This is a genomic window from Amycolatopsis sp. NPDC041971 (assembly GCF_055588925.1).
Genome location: NZ_JBVJCE010000017.1, coordinates 1 through 12,887, shown reverse-complemented (window position 1 = coordinate 12,887; position 12,887 = coordinate 1). Strand labels below are relative to the sequence as shown.

The following is a 12,887-nucleotide window of genomic DNA, read 5'->3' as shown; positions in this document are numbered from 1 at the left end:
CCCTGTGGTTGGTTGGTGGGGGTGTTCGGGGGGTGGGTTTGGGGCAAAAACAAAACCCCCCCCCCACGACCAACCGGACCGACAACGAAGTCCCGCCCAGCCGGTGGCCACGATCCGTTTATCCACAGTGGTCAGCTCCGTGACCACGCCGAAGAGGGCGACCTCGCCCAACAGGACCCCACCGCCCGAGTATCGCCCACGAAAACTCCAACATCTCTCGTATCCGGCCGCGCGACGCTCCTCGCGGCGACTGTGCGCCGACAAGCTCCAGAAGCGGGCCGGCACCCGCGGCGAGGACGGCGGAGCCGCCCTGCGGTTAGGGTGATCGAGTGGAGATGTTGCACCTGCGGTACTTCGTAGCGGTCGCCGAGGAACTGAATTTCTCCCAGGCGGCCCGCAAACTGCATATGGCCGCCTCCCCGCTGAGCCAGCGCATCAAGGATCTCGAACACGAACTCGGCCACCGCCTGTTCGACCGCAGCACGCATCACGTCACCCTCACCGCGGCGGGCTCCGCGCTGCTGCCCATCGCGCGGGACGTCCTCGAACAGGTCAACGCGATCCCCTGGCGGCTGCAGGAAGCGGTGAAACCGCGGCGGAGCACCGTGTTCGTCGGGATGCCCGCCGGTGTCCATCCGGCCTTGCGCGAACGCGTCAAGCGGCTCGAAGAGCGCAGCCATGACCGGTTCGAGCTCAAACGCTGGCCGGGGACGACACCCGATCTGGTCGCCGCGGTGCACGAGGGCAAACTGGCGTTGTCACTGGTCCGGATGCCGGTCACCGATCCCGCGCTGGAGATCGTCCCGGTGCAGGTGGAGCGGCTCGGCGCCGTCGTCCCGGCCGACCGGTTCGCCGGCCGGGAGACCGTGACCATCGCCGAATTGAGCGATCTGTCCTACATCCCGTCCGCCTCGGAAAGCATTCCTGCCTATTCGGACGATATGGACCACACCTTGTCGAAGGCGGGCATCAAGAAAAGGCTCAAAGTCGGCGGAACCGAATATTCGGGCATTTCCGAATTGGTGGCGAACGGTTCGTCGTTCTCGATCACGATGCTCGACCCCGCCAGCCCGATGCATCTGTTCCTTGTCGATGGCGCCACCGTCCTTCCCTTCTCGGATTTCCGCCCTCAGCTGGAGACCGCCCTGGTCTGGCGGCGCGACCGCGCCGAAGAGGGCGACCTCGCCGAACTGGTCGAAGCGGCCCGCGAGATCTTCGCCGAACCACTTTCGACTTAAACCGCGCAAGAATGGTATGACCACTGTGGTCATACCATTCTTCGTTTCTTGATCATTCCCTTCCCTGCCATTCGCGCCTAACGTCGGTTGTAGAGCGAACAACGGCGAAGGGAAGCAAAATGACACAAACCGCTACCGGACCGCTGGACGGCGTTCGCGTGATCGACCTCTCGACGGTGGTCATGGGCCCGTACGCCGCGCAGATCCTCGGCGACCTCGGCGCCGACGTGATCAAGATCGAGTCCCCGGCCGACACCGTCCGGGTGGGCAAGTTCCGCACGACACCGGGGATGACGCCGCTCAACCTGAACGTGAACCGCAACAAGCGCAGCGTCGCCCTCAACCTGAAGGACGAGGAGCAGCGCGAGCAGGCGCTCAAGCTGATCGACACCGCCGACGTGCTGATCACCAACATGCGCCCCGGAGCGCTGAGCAGGCTCGGCATGAACTACGCCGACGTCGCCGCACGCAACCCCGGCCTGGTCTACGCCCACGCGCAGGGTTTCCGCAGCGACTCCGACCGCGCGGGCCACGCCGCCTACGACGAGACCGTGCAGGCGTCGTCCGGCTTGGTCGACGTCGCGAACCGCGCCCTGGGCAAGCCGGTCTACCTGCCGACGATCATCGGCGACAAGGTGTCTTCCCTGACCATCGTCTACACCGTGCTCGCCGCGCTGGTGCACCGCGACCGGACCGGCGAAGGCCAGCGCGTCGAGATCCCGATGACCGACACGCTGATCGCGTTCAACCTGGTCGAGCACCTCTCCGGGCATGTTTTCGAGCCCGCGGAAGGCGCGACCGGTTTCGGCCCGTCGCTGAACCCCGGCCACCAGGCCGTGCACACCAAGGACGGCATGGCCTGCGTGATCCCTTACAACCCGCAGAACTTCCGCGACTTCTTTCAGGCCGCCGGGCGGCCGGAACTGGCCGAGGATCCCCGGGTGAACGGCGACGCCATCGACGGCGCCGACCACGAAGCGCTGGCCGGGATGATCGCCGACTGCGCCCCGGCGCTGACCACCGAAGAGTGGACCGAGATCTGCGCGAAGTACAGCATCCCGATGGCCCCGGTCCTGGAACTGGACACCGCGCAGGACGACGAGTACGTCCGCGACGGTCACCTGCTCGACGTCGTCGAGCACCCGAGCGAGGGCGCGATCCGCACCATCGGCATCCCGGTGAAGTTCTCCGCGACCCCGGGTTCCGTGCGGCGCCTGGCTCCCCTGCCGGGCCAGGACACCGAAGACGTCCTGCGTGAACTCGCCACCACTCGCTGAGGAAGAACCATGAGCACGAACGAAGTAAGGACCGAGAGGATCGGCGGCACGCTGCTGATCACGATCGACCGGCCGCAGGCCCGCAACGCGGTGAACGCCGCCGTCGCCGCCGGTCTGGCCGAAGCACTCGACCTCCTGGAAACCGATCCCGGCCTGCGCGCCGGGGTACTGACCGGCGCGGACGGCTCGTTCAGCGCCGGTATGGACCTCAAGGCCGCGCTGAAGGGAGAGTCGCCCGAGATCCCCGGCCGCGGGTTCGGCGGGCTGACCGAGGCCGAGCTGTCGAAGCCGTTGATCGCGGCCGTCGAAGGCTGGGCGATGGGCGGCGGGTTCGAACTGGCGCTGGGCTGCGATCTGATCGTCGCCGCCGAAGACGCTCACTTCGGGTTACCCGAGGTGAAGCGCGGGCTGATCGCCGCCGGGGGTGGCGTGCTCCGGCTGCCGAAGCGGATCCCGCACCACCTGGCGATGGAGTTCCTGCTCACCGGCGAGCCGATCGGCGCCGAACGCGCCGGAGGCCTCGGCCTGGTGAACCGGGTCGTCCCGAGCGGTGAGGCCGCCGCGGTCGCCCTGCAGCTGGCCGAACAGATCGCCGCCAACGCTCCCCTGGCGCTGGCCCTGGTCAAGAAGATCGTCCGCGCCGCCGACGGAGTCCCCGACGCGCAAGCGTTTGCCACCCAGCGTGCGGAGCTCCCGGCGCTGATGAACTCGGCCGACGTCCGCGAGGGCATGCGGGCCTTCGCCGAACGCCGCGCTCCACAGTGGACAGGTGAGTGAGATGAAGCAGCAAGAAGTCCTCCGGCATGTGACCACGCCGCTCACGAACCCGGCGTACGCGCCGGTGGTGCCCCGGTTCACGAATCGCGAGTACCTGAACATCGTCTACCGCACCGACGCCGACGCCCTGCGCGCCGTCGTGCCGGAGCCGCTGGAGATCGACGAGCCGCTGGTGCGGTTCGAGGTGATGAAGATGGGCGACGTCAGCGGTTACGGGCCCTACACCGAGTCCGGACAGGCGATCCCGGTGAGCTTCGAGGGTGAGCGTGGCGAGTACCTGCACGCGATGTACCTCGACAACTTCCCGGCCACCGCGTCCGGCCGGGAGATCAGCGCCTACCCGAAGACCATCGGCTCACCGAGGTTGTTCGCCGAAAGCGGCGCGCTCGTCGGGACGCTCGACTACGGCAGCCAGCGGGTCGCGACCGCGACCATGGGCTACAAGCACCACCGGCTGGACGTCCCCGAGGCCGAAGCACAGATCACCGTGCCGACGTTCATGCTCAAGACCATCCCGGACTACGACGGTTCGCCCCGGGTCTTCGAACTGGTCCGCACCGAGATCACCGACGTGGTGGTCAAGGAAGCTTGGACCGGACCCGCGCGGCTGCAACTGTTCCAGCACGTGCTGGCCCCGCTCGCCGATCTCCCGGTGCTGGAGGTCGTTTCGGCGAGCCACATTCTCACCGACCTGACGCTCGCTCCGGTCAAGCCGGTCTTCGACTACCTGAAGGGAGCTCGGTCATGACTTTTCGCACCGCCGCGGTGATCGGCGCGGGCACCATCGGCCTGTCGTGGACGGCGTTGTTCGCCGCGCACGACATGGAGGTCCGGGTCTCGGATCCGCGACCGGATCTCGCCGACGCCGTCGCCGGCGCGCTGGAGACGTTCGCCCCGCATCTCGGCCGGGACGTCGCGGACCTCGCCGCTCGCGTCCACCTCGCCGCTGACGTCCCCGAAGCCGCCCGGAACGCGGATGTGGTGCAGGAGAACGGGCCCGAGAACGTCGAGTTCAAGAAAGACCTGTTCGCGACCCTGGTCCGCGAGGCACCGTCGCACGCGCTGCTGCTCAGCTCGTCTTCGGCGATCCCCTCGACCGCGTTCGCGGGAGAGCTGGACGACGCCTCGCGAGTCCTCATCGGACACCCGTTCAACCCGCCGCACCTGATCCCGCTGGTCGAGGTCGTACCCGGTGAGCGCACCAGCGCCGAGTCGGTGGACCGCGCCGTCGAGTTCTACCGGTTCGTCGGCCGCACGCCGGTGGTGGAACGCAAGGAGATCCCCGGCTTCGTCGGCAACAGGTTGCAGAACGCGCTGAGCCGCGAGGCGATCTACCTGGTGGAACAGGGGGTCGTGTCACCGTCCGAAGTGGACGCGGTGATGACGAACTCGCTCGGCATCCGCTGGTCCACGGTCGGACCGTTCCTCGGTTCGCATCTGGGCGGGGGCCCCGGCGGCTACCGGCACATGGCCGAGCACATCGGCAAGTCGATGAAGAAGATGTGGGCGGGCCTCGGTCAGCCCTCGCAGAACCCCGAAGAACAGGAACGGCTCATCGAAGCCGTGGAATCCGCTTACGGCTCCTCCACGTACTCGGAACTCGCCGAGGCGCGCGACCGCAAGCAGCTCGCGGTGCTGTCCGCTTTGGACAGTGCCCGCAGGGAGGAGAACTGAAATGACCGCCGACTTCTACGACTACGAGGACCTGCTGCCGGAAGAGGAGCGCAAGCTGCTGCTCAAAACGCGTGACTTCATGCGCGCCGAGGTCAAGCCGCTGGTGAACGAGTACTGGGCCAAGGGCGAGTTCCCGCACGAACTCGTCGGCAAGTTCCGCGAACTCGGCGTCGCCGGGCTGCCCTACGAGGGCTACGGCGAGCACCTTCCGGCCACCAGCCACCTGCTCAGTGGCATGATGGCGATGGAGATGACCCGCACGGACCCGTCCGTGGCCACCTTCTTCGGTGTCCACAACGGACTCGCGATGTACAGCATCTACTCGGGCGGCGACCAGGAACAGCGCGACCGCTGGCTCCCGTCGATGGCCGCGATGGACAAGATCGGCGCCTTCGCGATGACCGAGCCGCTCGGCGGTTCCGACGTCGCGGGCGGCATGCGGACGACGGCGCGTCGTGAGGGCGACACCTGGATCCTCAACGGCGCCAAGAAGTGGATCGGCAACGCGACCTTCGCCGACCTGGTCATCGTGTGGGCCCGCGACGAGGAAGACAACCACGTCAAGGGTTTCGTCGTCGAGAAGGACTCCCCCGGGTTCGTTCCGGTCAAGATCGAGAACAAGTTCGCGTTCCGGATCGTGGAGAACGCGGAGATCACGCTGACCGACGTCCGGGTGCCGGAGGCCAACCGGCTGCAGGGCATCGACTCCTTCCGCGATGTCGCCGAGATCCTGCGCGCGACCCGCGGCGGCGTGGCCTGGCAGGCGCTCGGCGTGATGATCGGCGCCTACGAGCTCGCGTTGGACTACGCCAAGGAGCGCGAGCAGTTCGGCCGTCCGATCGCGCGGTTCCAGCTGGTGCAGGACCTGCTGGTGAAGAGCCTCGGCAACATCACCGCTTCGTGGGGCATGCTGGTGCAGCTGGCCAGGTTGCAGGACGCCGGGATCTTCAAGGACGAGCACTCGTCGCTGGCGAAGGCGTTCGTGACCTCGCGGATGCGGGAGGTCGTCGCCTGGGGCCGCGAGATCTTCGGCGGCAACGGGATCGTGCTGGACAACGACATCATGCGGTTCTTCACCGACGCCGAGGCGATCTACTCGTTCGAAGGCACCCGGGAGATGAACACGCTGATCGTCGGAAAGGCCATCACCGGCCAGAGCGCTTTCGTGTAAGCCGCGCTTCGCGCGTGAAGGTCCCCTTTCCTCGGAGGGGGCCTTCACGCGCGTCAAGCGGTATTTGTCACCACAGGTGCTTTGGTTGCCGAAGGAGAAGCCGTCGCGGAAAGGCGGCGACTCTGGCGAAGCCCGCCGGGAGCTTCCGGCCCTGGAGGTCCGCCGCGATCAGGCTGTTCCGCGTCAGCATCTCGGCGAGGCCCGTCGAGCCGGAACCCGCCCTCCTGCTGGACCGCGAGCGTGTAGCGCGACGCGAACGCCGCGAAGTCACCGATGCCGCCCTGCCGCCCCTTACGCGGCGGGGTGCCGATGCGGACGAGGCCGTCGAGGTTGATCTGGTTGGACTCCGAGCAGTACGACGCGAGCGCGTCCTCCGTCGCCTAAACCGAGGCGATCTCCCTGCGCCTCAGTGCCCCGAGGACGCCTGACCGCTCAGTTCACACAGCCGGCCATCTCGGGCGGCGCGGAAGACTTCGACGAAGGCGGAGCGGCAACGGAAGAGGTGGCCGCCACCGGCTTGATCCCGATCCCACCGGTCGGCTCCCCCACCGCGGCGTCATTCGTCGACGTCAGCGCCGATTTCACGAACGCCTTCACCTCGGCCGGGTCGACCTTGACCGCGTCGCCGTCGGACGGCGTCGGCAGGGAGAGGCTCTGAACCGGGATGGTCTGGAACTTCAGCGCCCCCGAGCTCATTCCCCGCAGCTGCTGCGCGAAGCCGATCACATCCCAGCCGCGGTCGAGCACGACCGAGCCCTGGATCGCGCCGACCAGGGCGCTCAGCCTGATGGGATCGGTGAACGTCCCGGCGTCGAGGACGGTCTTGGCCATACTCGAAAGGAACGCCTGCTGCCGCGCGATGCGGTCCAGGTCGCTGGGCAGTCCGTGCCGCTGCCGGACGAAAGCGAGCGCCTGCGGCCCGGAAAGCAACTGTTTGCCGGCCGGGAACGAAGCCCCGGAAAACTTGTCCTGCACCGGTCCGTTGAGGCAGACCTCGACACCGCCGACGGCTTCGCTCAGCGCGGAGAATCCGGCCAGGTTGACGGCGGCGTAGTGGTTGATCGAAAGCCCGGTGAACTGTTCGATCGTCCGGATCGTGAGTTTGGCGGCCGCTTCGTTGGCCTTGACCTCGAGCTGGGGACCGCTCAAGCCCTGAGCGCGCAGTGTGTTCATCGCGGCGTGCTTGCCGCGGCTGTACGCGGAGTTGATCTTGTGCTTGCCGAATCCGCCCGCGATGTCCACATAGGAATCGCGCGGGATGGAGATGGCTGTCGCGCCCGCCCCGCCCGCCGGGATGTGGACCACGATCATCGTGTCGGTGGTGTCGCCGCCGTCGTCGTCGCTGCCGGCGTGCAAGGCGTCAAGGACGTTCTGCGGCAACGGGTTCCCGTTGGAGTCGGTCCGCGAGTCGATTCCGACGAGCAGGATGTTCTGCGCCACCTTCAGCGGCTCGCCCGCCGGGCCGACGGGCACCCGCGCGGAGGGCGCGATCACGTCGGCCGTGACGATCGCGTCGTCCAGACGGCTCAACTGCGTCCACGCGAAACCCGTGACCCCCAGTACGGCCGTCGACACCAGGCCCAGTGCGACGCGGCCGCCGATCCGCCGTCCTCGCGACGTGAGCAGCACGACCTTCTCCCCGCTTCCGTGAATGATCCCCCGTATTCGAGGATCACCGCGTTAGCTGGGAATTACCTGAGAAAAGTGTCATAACCGGGTCTTAAAGCCCGTTCGGACCAGCCAACGTGATCAAGCAGACAATCCGCCGCGACGCGGAGTGCCGGACCGACCGCGCAGCGCTTCCTAGCGGGGCATCCGGCGCCAGATCGCGCGAGGCACCACGCGCATCACGGCGAACATCAGCCTCAGCAGTCCCGGCACCCACACGGTGTCCCGGCGCTTCCGGAGCGCGGCGACCGTCGCGTCGGCGACCTGATCGGGGGTGCTCGAGAACGGCGCGGGCGACATGCCCTCGGTCATCCGGCCGACGACGAACCCCGGCCGGACGAGCAGAAGATGCACGCCGGTGCCGTGCAGGGCGTCGGCCAACCCGCTCGCGAAACCGTCGAGGCCCGCTTTCGCCGATCCGTAGACGTAATTCGCCCGACGGACCCGCACCCCGGCGACCGACGAGAACACCACGAGGCTCCCGCTTCCTTGCTCACGAAGCACATTGGCCACATGCGTCAGCACACTCACGTGAGCCACATAGTCGGTGTGCACGATCGCGACGGCGTGGCCGGCGTCGGCTTCGGCGAGCGTTTGGTCCCCGAGGATCCCGAAGGCGGTGACGACGACATCGAGCGGCCCGTGTCCGGCGACGACCTTCTCGAGGAACGGGCCGTGGCCCGCGAGGTCGTCGGCGTCGAACTCGACGGCGTCGACGGTCTCCGCACCCGCGGCCAGCAGCCGCTCGGACTCCGCGCCGAGGTCCCCGCTCCGTCGCGCGGCCAGCACGATCCGGCGCGCCCCGCCCGTGGCGAGCCGTTCCGCGACCGCGAGGCCGATCTCGCTGCGTCCGCCCAGTACCAGCACTGTTCCGCTCACCCGCCGCAGTCTGCCAGGTGGCCGGTCGCCCCCGGGCAGTGGCACGGTTCACAAACTGCAATTTTGCAGTATCTGCATCTTTGGGCGTATCGTGGTACCCATGCCCGAACCCGTCAAAGGTCTCCGCGAACGCAAGCGGCTGGAAACCCACCGCGCGCTGGCGACCACCGCCGTCCGGCTCGTCGCCGAACGCGGTCTGGACCAAGTGACGGTCGAGGACATCAGCGCGGCGGCGGGGGTCTCACCGCGTACGTTCTTCAACTACTTCGCGTCCAAAGAGGACGCTGTCGTCATCGCGCACGCCGACAACGCCGAGCGGACACGACGCACCATCGAGAAATTCCTCGCCGCGCCGAAGGAAATCAGCACACCGCGCGCTTTCGTCGACGCGTTGACGGAAGACTTCGCCCAAGTCGACGAGAACCGCGAAGAGTGGCTCGGCCGCATGAAGGCCATCCAGGAGAACGCCACCCTGCATTCGCGCGCGGTGGCCATGAACCACGACGCCATCGCGCCGACGATCGAGGCGATCGCCCGCCGCACCGGCGTGGATCCCCAGGCCGATCTGTACCCGGCACTGCTGCTGTCCGCGCTCGGCGGCGCGGTCAACGCCGTGCTCATGCACTGGTACCAGCACGACGGCCGGGTGTCCGCGCTCGACTTGCTGGACGAAGCCGTCGAAACACTTCTCGCCGGACTTCCGGAGCCCGGCGGCCGCGCGCGCTGACGCGCCCGGCATCACTGGAACACGAAGGGGGACCACCATGTCCGCATCCATGACCGAACCGCGAGAACCGGACGCGCCACCGGGCTCGATGGGCCGCAAACAGGTCCGCGAAGCCATGTCGGGGCTGATGATGGGCATGTTCGTCGCCATCCTCGCCTCGACGGTGGTCGCGAACGCGTTGCCGCGGATCGTTTCCGAACTCGGCGGCTCGCAGTCGTCCTACACCTGGGTGGTCACCACCGAACTGCTCGCGATGACCGCGACGGTTCCGCTCTGGGGCAAACTTTCCGACCTGTACAACAAGAAATTGCTGATCCAGCTCTCACTCGGGCTGTTCGTGGTCGGTTCGCTGGTCGCCGGTTTCGCGGGCAACATCGAACTCCTGATCGGCAGCCGGGTCGCGCAGGGCATCGGCGCGGGCGGGCTCACCGCGCTCGCGCAGGTGATCATGGCGGCCATCGTGTCGCCGCGTGAACTCGGGAAGTACTCGGGGATCTTCGGTGCCGTGTTCGCCGTCGGGACCATCGCGGGCCCGCTCATCGGCGGTCTCATGGTGGACACCTCGTGGCTGGGCTGGCGCTGGTGCTTCTTCCTGGGTGTCCCGTTCGCGATCGCGGCGATCCTGCTGCTGCAGCGCACCCTGAACCTGCCGACGATCAAACGTGACGTGAAGGTCGACTACCTCGGCGCGTTCCTGATCATGGCCGGTGTCTCGACGCTGCTGGTGTGGTCTTCGCTGGCCGGGCACCAGTTCGCGTGGGGCTCGTGGTGGACGGCCGGCCTGGTGACCGCCGGTGTGGTCATCCTCGGCCTCGCCGTCTACGTCGAGTCGAAGGTGGCCGAGCCGATCTTGCCGCTGAGCCTCTTCCGCAACCACACGGTCACCCTGACCACCCTCGCGAGCTTCCTCGTCGGTATCGCGCTGTTCGGCGGGACGGTCTTCCTTTCGCAGTACTTCCAGCTGTCGCTCGGCAAGTCGCCGACGGTGGCCGGGCTGCTGAGCCTGCCGATGATCTTCGGCCTCCTCGTCTCCTCGACGGTTTCGGGCCAGCTGATCAGCCGGACGGGTAAGTGGAAGAGCCATCTGCTGCTCGGCTCGGTGCTGATGACCGCGGGCCTGGCCCTGCTGGGGACGCTCGACGCCCACACGAACCTCGTCGTGCTCAGCGCGTTCATGGTGGTGCTCGGGACCGGCGTCGGCATGCTGATGCAGAACCTCGTCCTGGTGGCGCAGAACGACGTCGACGCCCACGACCTCGGCACGGCGACCTCCACGTTGTCGTTCTTCCGCAGCCTCGGTGGCTCCATCGGGGTGAGCGCGCTGGGCGCGGTACTCGCGAACCGGGTCGTCGCACTGATGAGTGAGAAGCTCGGACCGCTGCCCGGTGGCGGCGAGGGTGGCGCGGTGCCGAACATCGCCACGCTGCCCGAGCCGGTCGCGAACGTCGTCCGCGAGGCCTACGGGGACGCGACCAGCGAGTTGTTCCTGATCAGCGCGCCGATCGCGCTGCTGGTCGTCGTCGCCGTCGCCTTCCTCAAGCACAAACCGCTCAAGACCCAGTCGGGCAACGAGCGGTTGGCCGAGGAGACCGTCGCCTGACCACCACGAGCGAGGGGCCCGGTTCGGCGAACCGGGCCCCTCTCTTTTCGCGCGCGAAAAACACGGTGGAAATTCAGCAACGCGATCAAGTGGTTTCAGGCGGCATTGCCGACGCGAATCAGGCGGTGCCGTTCGCTGCCGGTCAGCCCGCCGAAAACGCCATGGTTCAACCCGTTGTCCACGGCGTAGGCCAGGCAGGCGGAAATGACCGGGCACCGTGCGCAAACGGTCTTCGCCCTGGCCGCCTGCCGTGCGCCGGGGCCGGTTTCGGTGACCGGGAAGAACAGTTCGGGATCCTCACCGCGGCAAGCGGCCACGCTGAGGTCACCCGCCATCCTCGTTTCCATTTTCCTATCACCTCCTCTTTTTCCGATTTTCCCTTCGTCGTCAAACGACTTCTTCCTCGGTGCCGGGTATCCAGTGGGGTGGTCCACGCAAACATCAACTTGACCGAATCGTTACACTCAGCGGCCCGCTCACTGCACCTGTCCTATGAGGGCATGCGCGTCAGGCGGCTGAGAGCGGTGAGTGCGGGTGATGGGCCACGAAGGGTTCGACGAGTTCTTCCACGCCGAATTTCCGCTGCTCACCGGCTTTCTGTGCAAGGTGGGCCACGCACTGGACCCCGCCCGGGACGCGGCGGCCGAAGCGATGCTCAACGCCTACGAGGACTGGCAGAGCATCACCCAGCCGAAATCGTGGGTTCGCCGCGTCGGGCAGCGGCGCGCGAAGGAGCAAACCGCGGTCCGGGCCGACTGGGCCTTGGCCGACGCGGGCCGGGAGGACAAACTCACCGTTCTCGCCGACGAGGCGTCGTCCATCCTGACCATGCTGGGGCGGCTGCCGAAACGCCAGCAGCTCGGCATGGCCTGGTCACTCGACGGCTACACCTCCCGGGAGATCGCCGGGATGCTCGGAATCGCGGAGGAGGCCGTCGGCGCGACGCTGCGCCACGCGCGCGGCCGGTTGGCGGAGCACAACCCCCAGTTCGTCGACCGGCTGGACAGCGCGAACGCGGCCTTCATCGACGCGCTGCGGATGGGGCTCGACGCCGACGACACCCTGTCCCGGATCAAGAACCGCGCGATGATCAGGGAACTCGCGCTGGTGGAGCCGGGTGCCCCGGCGGAGGCGGAACCCGAACCGGTGACGGCGTCGCGCTGGTACACCCTGGACGAGCCCGTCGTGGCCGCCGGACGAGGTGACCGGCGAGCGCTGGACCACCTGCTGACCACCGTCCGCCCGCTCGTGATCCGGTACTGCCGGGCGCGGATCGGCAGGCAGGAACGGACGTACGCCTCGGCGGACGACGTCGCGCAGGAGGTCTGCGTGGCGATCCTCCGCGCGCTGCCCACCTACCGCGAACGCGGACGGCCGTTCCTCGCCTTCGTCTACGGCATCGCCCAGCACAAGGTCGCCGACGCCCGCCGCGCCGCCGCCCGCAACCGCTCCGAACCCGTCGCCGAAGTCCCCGACGGAGCCGCCGATTCCGCCGGCCCGGAACAACACGCGCTGCACAACGAACTGAGCGACCGGATGGGCGAACTGCTCCGGATCCTGCCGGACAAGCAGCGGGAGATCGTCGTGTTACGGATCGTGGTCGGCCTGTCCGCGGAGGAGACCGCCGTCGTGGTCGGCTCGACGGCGGGTGCCGTGCGGGTGGCGCAGCACCGGGCTCTGACGCGGTTGCGCAAGATCCTCACGGACGACTGGTGAGTGATACTGAGAGGTAAGGCACAGGTGTCGGGTTGCGAAAGCCACTTTCGCGACGCCTGACGTCCCGAAAGATGCTCCTATAGATGTCAAGGGGTGTTGGTGAGGTTGTTGATGTCTGTGATGAGTGTTCGGTGGATTTCGCGGGCGACGTAGCGTTTGA

12 protein-coding genes are annotated in these 12,887 nt (G+C 67.6%); 9 read left to right on the top strand and 3 right to left on the bottom strand.

The annotated features are described in order from the left end of the window. The first annotated feature begins 329 nt into the window (after nt 1-329). The 6 genes from ACZ6DT_RS29165 (at nt 330) to ACZ6DT_RS29140 (ending at nt 6,137) form a co-directional block, all read left to right on the top strand. Complete coding sequence (locus ACZ6DT_RS29165; RefSeq protein ID WP_465601179.1) at nt 330-1,238, top strand: LysR family transcriptional regulator; 909 nt, start codon at nt 330-332, stop codon at nt 1,236-1,238. Nucleotides 1,239-1,357: 119 nt separating this feature from the next. Further along, entirely contained in the window at nt 1,358-2,515 is a 1,158-nt protein-coding gene (locus tag ACZ6DT_RS29160; protein WP_465601177.1) for a CaiB/BaiF CoA transferase family protein, read from the top strand. Nucleotides 2,516-2,524: 9 nt separating this feature from the next. Further along, on the top strand, nt 2,525-3,292 hold the full coding sequence (locus ACZ6DT_RS29155; RefSeq protein WP_465601174.1) for a crotonase/enoyl-CoA hydratase family protein: 768 nt from the start codon (nt 2,525-2,527) through the stop codon (nt 3,290-3,292). A gap of 1 nt (nt 3,293) precedes the next feature. After that, nucleotides 3,294-4,040, top strand: a complete 747-nt coding sequence (locus ACZ6DT_RS29150) for an acetoacetate decarboxylase (RefSeq protein ID WP_465601171.1) — start codon at nt 3,294-3,296, stop codon at nt 4,038-4,040. Beyond that, nucleotides 4,037-4,966 (top strand): 3-hydroxyacyl-CoA dehydrogenase NAD-binding domain-containing protein, encoded by a 930-nt coding sequence (locus ACZ6DT_RS29145; protein ID WP_465601169.1) that lies wholly within the window; start codon nt 4,037-4,039, stop codon nt 4,964-4,966. The genes ACZ6DT_RS29150 and ACZ6DT_RS29145 overlap by 4 nt, the downstream gene beginning before the upstream one ends. 1 nt (nt 4,967) lies before the next feature. Beyond that, a complete protein-coding gene (locus tag ACZ6DT_RS29140) occupies nt 4,968-6,137 on the top strand; it encodes an acyl-CoA dehydrogenase family protein (protein ID WP_125785233.1) in 1,170 nt (389 codons plus the stop codon). A 432-nt stretch (nt 6,138-6,569) separates the two neighbouring features. Here the strand turns inward: ACZ6DT_RS29140 and ACZ6DT_RS29135 are convergent, their stop codons facing one another. Continuing rightward, nucleotides 6,570-7,766 carry an LCP family protein gene (locus ACZ6DT_RS29135; protein ID WP_465601165.1) on the bottom strand — a complete coding sequence of 399 codons (1,197 nt, stop codon included), beginning with the start codon at nt 7,764-7,766 and terminating at the stop codon, nt 6,570-6,572. Between the two features lie 174 nt (nt 7,767-7,940). Continuing rightward, entirely contained in the window at nt 7,941-8,684 is a 744-nt protein-coding gene (locus tag ACZ6DT_RS29130; protein ID WP_465601162.1) for an SDR family NAD(P)-dependent oxidoreductase, read from the bottom strand. A gap of 100 nt (nt 8,685-8,784) precedes the next feature. Between ACZ6DT_RS29130 and ACZ6DT_RS29125 the strand changes: the two genes are divergently transcribed. Next, entirely contained in the window at nt 8,785-9,411 is a 627-nt protein-coding gene (locus ACZ6DT_RS29125; RefSeq protein ID WP_465601159.1) for a TetR/AcrR family transcriptional regulator, read from the top strand. An 88-nt stretch (nt 9,412-9,499) separates the two neighbouring features. Further along, a complete protein-coding gene (locus tag ACZ6DT_RS29120) occupies nt 9,500-11,011 on the top strand; it encodes an MDR family MFS transporter (RefSeq protein ID WP_465601692.1) in 1,512 nt (503 codons plus the stop codon). Nucleotides 11,012-11,106: 95 nt separating this feature from the next. On the opposite strand, the gene ACZ6DT_RS29115 is transcribed toward ACZ6DT_RS29120, so the two are convergent. After that, a complete protein-coding gene (locus ACZ6DT_RS29115; protein ID WP_465601156.1) occupies nt 11,107-11,358 on the bottom strand; it encodes a WhiB family transcriptional regulator in 252 nt (83 codons plus the stop codon). Between the two features lie 190 nt (nt 11,359-11,548). On the opposite strand from ACZ6DT_RS29115, the gene shbA reads away from it, so the two are divergent. Continuing rightward, nucleotides 11,549-12,727, top strand: coding sequence for an RNA polymerase sigma factor ShbA (gene shbA / locus ACZ6DT_RS29110; protein WP_465601689.1), 1,179 nt, complete (start codon nt 11,549-11,551; stop codon nt 12,725-12,727). The last annotated feature ends 160 nt before the right edge of the window (nt 12,728-12,887 follow it).

Excerpts from the sequence above, each read along its gene's own strand:
- ACZ6DT_RS29160 (WP_465601177.1), top strand. The coding sequence starts at position 1,358 with ATGACACAAACCGCTACCGGACCGCTGGACGGCGTTCGCGTGATCGAC.
- ACZ6DT_RS29155 (WP_465601174.1), top strand. The coding sequence starts at position 2,525 with ATGAGCACGAACGAAGTAAGGACCGAGAGGATCGGCGGCACGCTGCTG.
- ACZ6DT_RS29150 (WP_465601171.1), top strand. The coding sequence starts at position 3,294 with ATGAAGCAGCAAGAAGTCCTCCGGCATGTGACCACGCCGCTCACGAAC.
- ACZ6DT_RS29145 (WP_465601169.1), top strand. The coding sequence starts at position 4,037 with ATGACTTTTCGCACCGCCGCGGTGATCGGCGCGGGCACCATCGGCCTG.
- ACZ6DT_RS29140 (WP_125785233.1), top strand. The coding sequence starts at position 4,968 with ATGACCGCCGACTTCTACGACTACGAGGACCTGCTGCCGGAAGAGGAG.
- ACZ6DT_RS29125 (WP_465601159.1), top strand. The coding sequence starts at position 8,785 with ATGCCCGAACCCGTCAAAGGTCTCCGCGAACGCAAGCGGCTGGAAACC.
- ACZ6DT_RS29120 (WP_465601692.1), top strand. The coding sequence starts at position 9,500 with ATGGGCCGCAAACAGGTCCGCGAAGCCATGTCGGGGCTGATGATGGGC.
- ACZ6DT_RS29115 (WP_465601156.1), bottom strand. The coding sequence starts at position 11,358 with ATGGAAACGAGGATGGCGGGTGACCTCAGCGTGGCCGCTTGCCGCGGT.
- shbA (WP_465601689.1), top strand. The coding sequence starts at position 11,549 with ATGGGCCACGAAGGGTTCGACGAGTTCTTCCACGCCGAATTTCCGCTG.